Raw genomic sequence first — 10,054 nt, 5'->3', positions numbered from 1 at the left:
TGATCCAACGTGAGAACTTCACGTTTTATGCTCCGATCGGCACTGGGATTCTGATCAGCATCGTGCTTTCGTTTGTTCTGTGGCTACTCAACCGATAGCGAGGACGGCGAGCCCGCGTCGCCGGAGGAAAAGAACGACGTGGGCCGATCGGAGCTATCCGATCTGGCAGCAAAAATATGAGGGAAAGAGTTTGCTGCGTGCGCAGAACTTTCCCTGCGCGCCGGTGTTCCATCGCGCGAGTAAAAAAGCCGGCCGCACAGTTCGATGCGGCGGGGCCGATCAAGCGCTGTTGCACCCGGCGGGGGCTCGGGGTCGGGCATGCCCGGTGCGCGCGGATCACAGGGATTTTAGATGCATCAGCTGCAATACGTTCACCAACCGACGGTTGGACAACACGAGGCTTGATTCCGAGAGCTTTTTCTCAGTGCCGAAGGCGCAAGATAGTTGCAGGAACTCAGCCTTGGCGCGGCACGTTGCTAAGTCGTTGACCTTCGCAAAGGATGTATGCAATGGCGAAAGGCATATCTCGCGAGGAAGAGCGACGCGGCACCGAAAAAGTTCTCTTCTGGGGCGCTGCGATCGCACTCTTGTCCTTTTTGTGTCTCTGGTGACCATCGCCCTCGTCGGGACGTCCTGATCTGTTTAGACAGCAGGATTGGATCGGCGGGCGCGAGGCCTTGTGAGCTTAGGGGCGCATGCCGGGCTGCTGCACCCCATAAGCCGCTCCCATCCGCCGTTTGTCTTCGCGATCGCGAGTCGGGCAGCAACGGGCTGAATTCAGAAAAATTAATTGCGCGGGTCACAACCTACAGCAACACTGTCCCCAATCCGACCCGATCGGCTGTCCTTCGCTGGAGACGAAAAGCCACGAGCGGACGCTACAGGCCCAACTTCTCCCGGAGTGCATCAATGCGTTTAGAAGCTTCCGCCTTGCTGAGGCCATCAGCATAGGCGTCAGGGTCGTCGGCCTGTTCGGCAAGAGTTTTCAAATAGGAGGCTTGTGCGGGAGTCATTGGGTCATCTCCGCTGACCCAATCTTCCGGGTCCTTTTCAATATTTGCCGATGCCTCGATTTTGGGGTTGTGCCGGTCGCCCATGCTCAATCTCCCTTGATGATCACCAAAATGAGAAATGATCGTGATTTGTTCCGCCAATTTGGTAGGTGGGGTATTCGGCTTGCGCCCCTTCTTCAACGGTGATGCAAGAAGGTGCTGCGCTTCGAGCTGATGAGAAAACGTGGTCTGTCCAAACAGCCACAAGCATCAGGAAGGAAGCGCAGCATGACCAAGGGCTGTTTTCGACGAGGCCCATCCTTTATTCGCGCGACCAGCGTCGCGGCCGTGAATGTCTGAGCACAAGTTGGCCGGCTGGATTGGCCTTCAACTTCCAACCGATCGAAGACGCGGCCCAGCAGCGCCAGGCCGGAGGGACGAAAGACGTCAGCTTGCTCTGCTTTGGGACCAACTGGCATGACACCCTTGATGCAGGACCAGCCGACAGAATCGAAACTAATTGGGCGCTATTACAGGGTTCAAGCTGGAGACAGCCGATGGCCTTAGAGTCTCGTGCTCATGCCGGTTCGATATCCGTTTGGGAGAAGTCTTTGCCGATGAAAAGCAGCGGTTCGTCTGCACGCTTTGCCAAAGCATAGGAGAGGCAATCGGCAAAATTCAGCGCCGCCGGGTGATGGCCCTTGCCGTAGGTCAGCCAACCCTGGGTCGCAAGATCAACCAATTCGGAGTCGACAGGAATGATGTCGGCCTCGACTTTGCGCAGCCAAAGATCGATCTCGGCCAACGCGTGTTCGCCGCGCCTGCTGACCAGCACCATGCGTGCCTCGAGCACGCAGGTTGCCGGGATCAGACGGATTGGGTCGGAGACCAGCGCTCGTTCCAGCCTTGCTGCCTCAGGCTCGCTCCGAAGGATCGCTACAACAGCTGAGGTATCGATCACCATCAGTTAGGGATTCCATGCTCGTCATACCCGATGATCTCCTCGTCGCTGCGACTATCCAGTTCAGGCAATCGTGCCACTCTTTCTCGGATGGCGCGCAATTCTGCCAGCAAACGCTCCTGAGCGGTCTCTCCAAAGCCCAAGCGGTGCAAGCGCTCGCTAAGGGCCTGATGAATGGCTGCTGTCTTACTGATACCCTGGCGGCGTGCGAGTTCATCGGCGAGAGCAACGGTGGCTGGATTTTTGATGTTCAGGGACACGACAAACTCCAAAAATCTACCTTTCTGGCAATTTCTACCACAGTTCTCTAGGCTCTTCAACATACCTGCCAGCCTCGCCTACACCCGCGCCGGATTGACCACGACAATCGCCAGGCCGACGCCTGCCAAGCGGCGACCGCCAGTCTCCCGAAGCTGCCTGTCGACTCCAATCCGACAACGGCCGGCGAGGAACTCTACCGGGCCGCAGTAAAGGGCGTTCCGGCAGCGGTCCATGGAGGGTGAAAGCAGTCCCTTCATCCTGTCAGACGCACCTAACGAGCCGCTGATCCTCCGTCGCGATGCCACCCCTTGAATATAGCCGCCTGCTGGAGCGGCGATGGCCAGTCAGGCACCGGGTTGCTGAGCTATCGCGGTCGCGCACCGCATTTCGCAAGTCTCTGCACGTCATGCCACGATCGCCGGTTTTGCTTGTTGCAAGGCCGGCGCTCCTGCCTTTTCTAATTGTCCCCGACCGCGGCACGAACCAATTCGCGGTAAGAAACGGGGACCATCGTGGCGATCAACCATAATGGCAGCAAGAGAGCGGTATCGCGCGGCGCGCGTATGCTGCGCACCGCTCTCGGCCCGGCCATCGCAGGCTTTCTTGACGATCCGGCCATCGTCGAGGTGATGCTGAATCCTGATGGTCGCCTGTGGGTTGATCGTCTTAGCGAAGGACTAGTCGCAAGCAATGAAACCCTGATCGCGGCCGACGGCGAGCGGATCGTCAGGCTGGTCGCGCACCATGTCGGCGCGGAGGTGCATTCGGACTCGCCGCGTGTTTCGGCCGAACTGCCCGACACCGGCGAACGGTTCGAGGGTCTGTTGCCGCCTGTCGTTACGGCGCCAACCTTCGCCATCCGCAAGCCGGCAGTCGCGGTGTTTACGCTTCAAGACTATGTCGCTGCCGGCATCATGACCGAAGGCCAGGCTGACGTCCTGCAGCTTGCCGTGGGGACACGCAAGAACGTGCTGGTGGCCGGCGGCACGTCGACCGGCAAGACGACGCTGGTCAACGCGTTGCTGGCGGAGGTGGCCAGGACCGCCGAGCGCGTCGTGCTGATCGAGGATACGCGCGAGCTGCAGTGTGCAGCGCCCAATCTTGTGGCGCTGCGCACAAAGGATGGTGTCGCCTCGCTTTCCGATCTGGTGAAGTCGGCGTTGCGGCTTCGGCCCGACCGCATCCCCATCGGTGAGGTCCGTGGCGCAGAAGCGCTCGATCTGTTGAAGGCTTGGGGCACCGGCCATCCCGGCGGCATCGGCACGATTCACGCCAGTTCGGCCATTGGCGCACTGCGGCGGCTGGAGCAGCTCGTGCAGGAGGCCGTCGTTGCGGTTCCGCGCACGCTGATTGCCGAAACCATCGACCTGATTGCGGTCCTCGCTGGCCGCGGCTCTGCGCGCCGGCTTGTCGAGATCGCCTTGGTCGACGGGCTCGATCCGGCCACCGGCGACTACCGCACCCTCGAAGAATCTCGAGACCACATCGACCGCGAATTTCCACTCTCCCATGGAGCTTCAGAATGACCCCGATCCGCTTCACCTCATCGGCAATCCATAAACTTGCCGTGGAGCTGCCGTTGGCTGCGGCAGCTGCTACGATCATAACGATCACGCCTGCTCATGCTGCCGGCTCTTCCATGCCCTGGGAGGAGCCGCTTCAGCAAATCCTCGAATCGATCGAGGGGCCAGTCGCCAAGATCGTGGCGGTGATCATCATCATCGTCACCGGCCTTTCGCTCGCCTTCGGCGACACGTCGGGCGGATTTCGCCGGCTGATTCAGATCGTGTTCGGGCTGTCGATCGCTTTCGCGGCAAGTTCGTTCTTCCTGTCCTTCTTCTCCTTCGGCGGCGGAGCGCTGATCTGATGGAGGAGGAAGTCCGTGGCTTTTTCGCGCCGGTGCATCGCGCGCTCACCGAACCGATCCTGCTCGGCGGCGCGCCGCGTGCGGTCGCCATCGCCAACGGCACGCTGGCCGGCGCGGTCGGATTGGGACTTCGTTTGTGGATCGCTGGTCTCGTTATCTGGGCGATCGGACATATCGCAGCCGTCTGGGCGGCAAAGCGCGATGCACAGTTCGTCGACGTGGTTCGCCGGCACCTGCGCTATCCCGTGCATTTCGGCTGCTGAGGTTTTTCGCCATGATGAACCTCGCGGAATATCGAAAGAAGAGCGCCAGCCTCGTCGACTATCTGCCTTGGGCCGCCCTGGTGGCGCCGGGCGTGGTGCTCAACAAGGACGGCAGTTTTCAAAGAACGGCGCGTTTTCGCGGGCCGGACCTGGACTCCGCCACGCCGGCGGAGCTGGTCGGAACAACCGCACGGCTCAACGGCGCGCTGCGCCGGCTCGGCTCCGGCTGGGCAATTTTTGTCGAAGCGCAGCGCAATTCCGCCAGCGGCTACCCCGACAGCCGGTTCCCGGATTGCGCATCGGCGCTTCTCGAAATCGAGCGTCGCGAACAGTTCGAAGAGTCCGGCGTGCTGTTTGAAAGCAGCTACTTTCTTACCTTCGTGTGGCTGCCTCCGGCCGAGGAAGTGTCGCGAATGGAGAGCTGGCTCTACGAAGGCCGGGAAAAGACCGGTGTCGATCCGTGGGAGCTCCTGAAGAGTTTTGTCGATCGCACCGACCGCGTGCTCAACCTCATCGAAGGTTTCGTTCCCGAAGCTGACTGGCTCGATGATGGCGAGACGCTGAGTTACCTGCACTCCACCATTTCGACCAAGCGGCATCGCGTTCGTGTCCCAGAAACGCCGATACATCTCGATGGGCTATTGGTCGATCAGCCGTTGGCCGGCGGGTTAGAGCCGAGGCTTGGCGAAGCGCATCTGCGCACGCTCACCATCACCGGGTTCCCGACCATGACCTTCCCGGGGATTCTCGACGACCTCAATCGGCTTGCTTTCCCCTATCGCTGGTCGACGCGGGCGATCATGCTCGACAAGACCGACGCGACGAAGCTGGTGACGAAGATCCGTCGCCAGTGGTTCGCCAAACGCAAATCGATCGCCGCAATCTTGAAGGAGGTGATGACCAACGAGGCGTCAGTCCTCGTTGATACCGACGCGGCCAATAAGGCGGCCGATGCGGACGCGGCCCTGCAGGATCTCGGTTCAGATCAGATCGGCGAGGCTTACATCACCGCCACCACAACGGTTTGGGATGCCGATCCGTCAATCGCCGACGAAAAGCTGCGTCTGGTCGAAAAGGTCATTCTGGGCAGGGACTTCACTTGCATCGCCGAAGGCGTCAACGCCGTCGAGGCTTGGCTCGGCAGCATCCCTGGCCACGTCTACGCCAATGTCCGCCAGCCGCCGATCTCGACTCTGAACCTCGCCCACATGATTCCACTTTCGGCGGTCTGGGCTGGACCGACTGAGGACGAGCATTTTGGCGCACCGCCGCTTTTCTTCGCCAGAACGGAAGGCGCCACACCGTTCCGGTTCAGCCTTCACGTGGGCGATGTCGGCCACACCCTCGTCATCGGCCCGACCGGTGCCGGCAAGTCGGTCCTGTTGGCGATGATCGCCCTTCAGTTCCGGCGTTACGAGCACAGCCAGCTTTTTGCCTTCGACTTCGGCGGCTCAATCCGCGCGGCCATGCTCGCCATGGATGGCGATTGGCATGATCTCGGAAGCAATGCCGGAAGTGGGCAGGGGCCCGACGATCCGTTGCCCTTGCTCACTTTGGCCGATCTGTCGGGCGACGCTCACACCGTTTCGCTACAGCCGCTCGCCCGCATCCATCATACGCCAGAGCGAGCCTGGGCGGCCGACTGGCTTGTCGACATTCTTCTGCGCGAAGGCGTGCCCATCACACCGCTGGTCAAGGATCATCTGTGGTCGGCGCTGACGTCGCTGGCCTCTGCACCCGTCCAGGAGCGGACGCTGACTGGCCTGGCCGTGCTGCTGCAGTCGTCGCCGTTGAAACAGGCGCTCCGTCCTTATTGCATCGGTGGCCCCTATGGCGGGCTGCTCGATGCCGAGCACGAGCGGCTGGGCGAAGCTTCGGTCCAGGCGTTCGAAACCGAAGGCCTGATCGGCACCGGTGCTGCGCCCGCCGTGCTTGCCTATCTGTTCCACCGCATCGAGCAGAGGATGGACGGCCGGCCAACACTGCTGCTCATCGACGAGGGCTGGCTGGCGCTCGACGATGGCGGTTTCGCTGACCAGCTGCGCGAATGGTTGAAGACGCTTAGGAAGAAGAACGCCAGCGTCATCTTCGCCACCCAGTCGCTTTCGGACATCGACGGATCGCCAATCGCACCCGCCATCGTCGAAAGCTGCCCGACGCGGCTGTTCTTGCCGAACGAGCGCGCCATCGAGCCGCAGATCACCGAAATTTACCGACGCTTTGGTCTTAACGATCGCCAGATCGAGATCGTCGCCCGAGCGACACCGAAGCGCGACTATTACTGTCAGAGCCGCCGCGGCAACCGCCTGTTCGAGCTTGGCCTCGGTCCGCTCGCGCTCGCGCTCTGCGCCGCGTCATCCAAGTCAGACCAGGCCGCGATCGACCGGATAGTCGCCGAGGCCGGCCGAGACCATTTCCTCGAGGCCTGGCTTACGAACCGCGGTCTCTCCTGGGCGGCAGACCTCATTCCCAATCTCACTGACGTGATCGACCAATCCACAAAGGAGCTTTCCTCATGAATTCCGTTCTTGCAGGTCGCCGTATCCGTCGCATGGCGGCAGCCGGCGCAATCGTCGTCGCGACGGCGCTGTCATCGGCACCAGCATCGGCACTGATCGTGTTCGACCCAAAGAACTACGCCGAGAACCTGCTTTCGGCATCGCGTGCCCTGGAGCAGATCCACAACCAGATCACCTCGCTTCAGAACGAAGCGCAGATGCTGATCAACCAGGCGAAGAATCTCACTTCGCTGCCGACCTCGCTGCTTGGCCAGATTGACGCCAATTTTTCCGAGATGAAGAGCCTGCTCGGCGAGGCCGACAAGCTGGCCTACAGCGTCCAGGACATCGAGAGCCAGTTTACCTCCGCTTACGAAAATTTCGGTTCGGATCTGTCGAGCCAGCAGCTTGTCGACGGCGCGCGTCAACGCTGGCAGACCTCGGTGTCGGCCTTCGAGCATTCGCTGAAAACCGGCGCCGTCGCGGTCGACAACATCGCGGGGACACAAGAGCAGACGAGTGCGCTGGTCGGTGCCAGCCAGTCCGCTGTCGGCGTGCTTCAGGCAACGCAGGCCGGCAACCAGCTCCTCGCCGTGCAAGCCAAGCAAGTTGCCGATCTCACTGCGATGGTGGCCGCACAAGGACGAGCCGAAGCCCTTGAGCAGGCGAGGCGGGCGGCCGCGCAGGAGCAGGCACGCGAACAGTTCAGCCGTTTCATGACGGGCAGCAGCTACAGCCCGTCATCCGTAAAAATGTTCCACGACTGAGGCGAGAGTCGCATGGATCTCAAGATCGCCGCCCGGATAACAGCCGTTCTTGCCCTTGGCGCCGCCATGACCGCCGCCTCCATGGCGCTGCGCGGCGACGGCTCGCAGGACGCGTCCTCCCCGCGCTCCGCACATCCGGGCGGCGAGCCGGCTGGGGTCGAGCTTGCGCGATGCCGGGCCATCGGCATGGCGGCCGTTGATGACAAAGCCTGCAGGAAAGCCTGGGCGCAAAGCCGCCGACGCTTCCTGCAACCATCCCGCCCCATCGCGCCAAACGCGGCTCCGTGGATCGAGAAGGACCAGAGCCGAATGCTGCCGCTCCAACCGCCAACTCCGCCTCGCGCGGAAGACCGGCCCCATCCCGAAGCGGTGGCGCCATGAACGACACCGGCGTGATCGATCGCTTCCTGGAGACCTTTACCCGCTATATCGACTCTGGCTTCGGGCTCCTCGGCGGCGAGGTGGCATTCCTCACCTCCACTCTGATCGTCATCGACATCACGATTGCCGGCCTGTTCTGGGCTTGGGGTGCGGATGAGGACGTCCTGCACCGACTGGTGAAAAAGACGGTCTATATCGGCTTCTTTGCCTTCATCATCGGCAACTTCAATCGTCTGGCCGGGATCGTCTTCGAGAGCTTTTCCGGGCTCGGTCTGAAGGCGGGAGGTTCGGCACTTTCGGGCGCCGCACTGCTGCAGCCGGGCCGCGTCGCGCAGGTCGGCGTCGATGCCGGTAATCCAATCCTCGAAGCCGCCAGCCAGTTGATGGGCTACGTCTCGTTCTTCGAGAATTTTGTTCAGATTGCGGTCCTGATGATCGCCTGGGCGATCGTGCTGATTGCGTTCTTTGTTCTCGCCGTGCAGATCTTCGTCACGCTGGTCGAATTCAAGCTGACGACGCTTGCCGGCTTCGTGCTGATCCCTTTTGCGCTGTTCAACCGGACCGCCTTCCTCGCTGAAAAAGTGCTCGGCAACATCGTTGCCTCCGGCGTGAAAATCCTGGTGCTCGCCGTCATCGTCGGCATCGGCTCGGGCCTCTTCGGCGAGTTCACTCAAGGCTTTGGTGCCGAACAACCGACGATCACCGATGCGCTGTCGCTTGTCCTGGGCGCTCTCTCGCTAATGGGGCTGTCGATCTTCGGTCCCGGCATCGCGACGGGGCTGGTTTCTGGTGCTCCGCAACTGGGCGCAGGTGCCGCCGTTGGCACGAGCCTCGCCGTTGGTGGCCTTGGCGTAGCCGGCGCGGTGGGCGCCCGCGCGGCAATAGGCGGCGCAGCAGGCGGGCTCAGTGCAGGCGGGCGCATGTCGGCAGCCGCCGCACGGGGTGGCGCGCATCTGGCCGGCAGCACTTCGGCCGCCTGGGAACTTGCCGCAGCCACATCTGGAAGAGGTGGCGCAGGCTCAATCGCCGCCGGCATGGCGGGTGTCGCAAGGGCTGGTGCCAGCGCTGCCGTTCAACCCGTCAAACAGGCAATGTCGCGCGCCGCGTCAGCCCTGTCCGATAGCTACGAGGCCGGCCGCTTGGCAGCTTGGGCTGCGACGAGTGGAGAGCGCTCGTCGGGAACGGCTTCCTCCGGTGACTGGCCGACCACCGAAACCAGTGCCGACTCCCCGCCCGCATGGGCAAAACGCATGAAGCGCGGCCAGGCTATGAGCCATGGCGCCAGCGTCGCCGCGCACTCGGTCCACTCCAGCGACGATGGCGGCGGCTCGATGAATGTTTCCCTCGACCAGGACGACCGCCAATGACCCCCTTTAGACGCCCTTTCGTTCGTTACGGAAAAACGCTTCACCCCGAGACGCCATATCAGCGTGCAGCCCAGATTTGGGACGAGCGCATCGGCTCGGCTCGCGTCCAGGCGAAAAACTGGCGGCTGATGGCCTTCGGCTCGCTCGTCTTGGCCGGCGGTTTTGCATCCGCATTGGTCTGGCAGTCGACGCGCGGCTCAGTGGTTCCCTGGGTGGTGGAGGTCGACAAGTTCGGCGAAGCGCAGGTTGTCGCTCCGGCCGTTGCCGACTATCGGCCGACCGATCCGCAGATCGCCTGGCATCTGGCCCGCTTCATCGAACAGGTCAGAAGCATTCCGGCCGACCCGGTCATCGTCCGCCAAAACTGGCTGCGCGCCTACGACTACACCACAGATCGCGGCGCCATTTCCCTCAATGATTACGCTCGCTTGAACGACCCTTTTGCCAAAGTGGGCAAACTCCAGATCGCCATTGAGGTTTCCAGCGTCATCCGTGCTTCGCCGGATTCCTTCCGCGTCGCCTGGGTCGAGCGCCGCTACGAGAATGGCAGCCTGGCCGGAACCGAGCGCTGGACCGCAATCCTCACAATCGTGATCCAGCCACCCCGCGACGCCGACCGGCTGAAAGCCAATCCCCTCGGCGTCTATGTCAACGCCATCAACTGGTCGAAGGAGCTTTCATGATGCGTGCGGCACGA

At 62.0% G+C, this 10,054-nt stretch carries 12 protein-coding genes; 9 read left to right on the top strand and 3 right to left on the bottom strand.

Features of this window, described 5'->3' with window-relative positions:
- Positions 1 to 2: 2 nt before the first annotated feature.
- Entirely contained in the window at positions 3 to 98 is a 96-nt protein-coding gene (locus NKI85_RS33185) for a DUF2905 family protein (protein WP_352780182.1), read from the top strand.
- 780 nt (positions 99 to 878) lie between these two features.
- Here NKI85_RS33185 and NKI85_RS33180 read toward each other — a convergent pair.
- The 3 genes from NKI85_RS33180 to NKI85_RS33170 all read right to left on the bottom strand — a co-directional run bounded on the left by NKI85_RS33180 (position 879) and on the right by NKI85_RS33170 (position 2,213).
- Positions 879 to 1,259, bottom strand: coding sequence for a DUF3072 domain-containing protein (locus NKI85_RS33180; RefSeq protein ID WP_352780178.1), 381 nt, complete (start codon positions 1,257 to 1,259; stop codon positions 879 to 881).
- A gap of 310 nt (positions 1,260 to 1,569) precedes the next feature.
- A complete protein-coding gene (locus NKI85_RS33175; protein ID WP_352529619.1) occupies positions 1,570 to 1,956 on the bottom strand; it encodes a type II toxin-antitoxin system VapC family toxin in 387 nt (128 codons plus the stop codon).
- Positions 1,956 to 2,213: a type II toxin-antitoxin system VapB family antitoxin gene (locus NKI85_RS33170; RefSeq protein ID WP_031195575.1), complete on the bottom strand. Its 258-nt coding sequence runs from the start codon at positions 2,211 to 2,213 to the stop codon at positions 1,956 to 1,958. The genes NKI85_RS33175 and NKI85_RS33170 overlap by 1 nt, the downstream gene beginning before the upstream one ends.
- Positions 2,214 to 2,777: 564 nt before the next feature.
- Here NKI85_RS33170 and trbB point away from each other — a divergent pair.
- The 8 genes from trbB to trbF are packed head-to-tail and all read left to right on the top strand — an operon-like array spanning position 2,778 to position 10,040.
- Positions 2,778 to 3,740, top strand: coding sequence for a P-type conjugative transfer ATPase TrbB (trbB, locus tag NKI85_RS33165; RefSeq protein ID WP_352529715.1), 963 nt, complete (start codon positions 2,778 to 2,780; stop codon positions 3,738 to 3,740).
- A complete protein-coding gene (locus NKI85_RS33160; RefSeq protein WP_352529621.1) occupies positions 3,737 to 4,081 on the top strand; it encodes a TrbC/VirB2 family type IV secretion system protein in 345 nt (114 codons plus the stop codon). Before trbB ends, NKI85_RS33160 begins: the two co-directional genes overlap by 4 nt.
- A complete protein-coding gene (locus tag NKI85_RS33155; protein WP_352529623.1) occupies positions 4,081 to 4,344 on the top strand; it encodes a VirB3 family type IV secretion system protein in 264 nt (87 codons plus the stop codon). Before NKI85_RS33160 ends, NKI85_RS33155 begins: the two co-directional genes overlap by 1 nt.
- Before the next feature lie 11 nt (positions 4,345 to 4,355).
- Positions 4,356 to 6,863, top strand: a complete 2,508-nt coding sequence (gene trbE / locus NKI85_RS33150; RefSeq protein WP_352780176.1) for a conjugal transfer protein TrbE — start codon at positions 4,356 to 4,358, stop codon at positions 6,861 to 6,863.
- On the top strand, positions 6,860 to 7,609 hold the full coding sequence (gene trbJ / locus NKI85_RS33145) for a P-type conjugative transfer protein TrbJ (protein ID WP_502896192.1): 750 nt from the start codon (positions 6,860 to 6,862) through the stop codon (positions 7,607 to 7,609). The genes trbE and trbJ overlap by 4 nt, the downstream gene beginning before the upstream one ends.
- Positions 7,610 to 7,621: 12 nt before the next feature.
- Positions 7,622 to 7,990, top strand: coding sequence for a putative entry exclusion protein TrbK-alt (gene trbK-alt, locus NKI85_RS33140; protein WP_352529627.1), 369 nt, complete (start codon positions 7,622 to 7,624; stop codon positions 7,988 to 7,990).
- The gene (gene trbL / locus NKI85_RS33135; protein ID WP_352780175.1) at positions 7,987 to 9,357 is read left to right on the top strand and encodes a P-type conjugative transfer protein TrbL; all 1,371 of its coding nucleotides are present in this window, start codon (positions 7,987 to 7,989) and stop codon (positions 9,355 to 9,357) included. Before trbK-alt ends, trbL begins: the two co-directional genes overlap by 4 nt.
- Positions 9,354 to 10,040 (top strand): conjugal transfer protein TrbF, encoded by a 687-nt coding sequence (trbF, locus tag NKI85_RS33130; RefSeq protein WP_352529631.1) that lies wholly within the window; start codon positions 9,354 to 9,356, stop codon positions 10,038 to 10,040. The genes trbL and trbF overlap by 4 nt, the downstream gene beginning before the upstream one ends.
- Positions 10,041 to 10,054 lie beyond the last annotated feature (14 nt).

It is taken from the genome of Mesorhizobium sp. M0571 (assembly GCF_040320985.1).
Lineage (GTDB): Bacteria > Pseudomonadota > Alphaproteobacteria > Rhizobiales > Rhizobiaceae > Mesorhizobium.
Note: the sequence above shows the minus strand (reverse complement) of the source record. Positions and strands in the feature narration are given on the sequence as shown.

Coding starts and splice junctions, on each gene's coding strand:
- NKI85_RS33175 (WP_352529619.1), bottom strand. CDS start 1,956: ATGGTGATCGATACCTCAGCTGTTGTAGCGATCCTTCGGAGCGAGCCT.
- trbB (WP_352529715.1), top strand. CDS start 2,778: ATGCTGCGCACCGCTCTCGGCCCGGCCATCGCAGGCTTTCTTGACGAT.
- NKI85_RS33160 (WP_352529621.1), top strand. CDS start 3,737: ATGACCCCGATCCGCTTCACCTCATCGGCAATCCATAAACTTGCCGTG.
- NKI85_RS33155 (WP_352529623.1), top strand. CDS start 4,081: ATGGAGGAGGAAGTCCGTGGCTTTTTCGCGCCGGTGCATCGCGCGCTC.
- trbE (WP_352780176.1), top strand. CDS start 4,356: ATGATGAACCTCGCGGAATATCGAAAGAAGAGCGCCAGCCTCGTCGAC.
- trbJ (WP_502896192.1), top strand. CDS start 6,860: ATGAATTCCGTTCTTGCAGGTCGCCGTATCCGTCGCATGGCGGCAGCC.
- trbK-alt (WP_352529627.1), top strand. CDS start 7,622: ATGGATCTCAAGATCGCCGCCCGGATAACAGCCGTTCTTGCCCTTGGC.
- trbL (WP_352780175.1), top strand. CDS start 7,987: ATGAACGACACCGGCGTGATCGATCGCTTCCTGGAGACCTTTACCCGC.
- trbF (WP_352529631.1), top strand. CDS start 9,354: ATGACCCCCTTTAGACGCCCTTTCGTTCGTTACGGAAAAACGCTTCAC.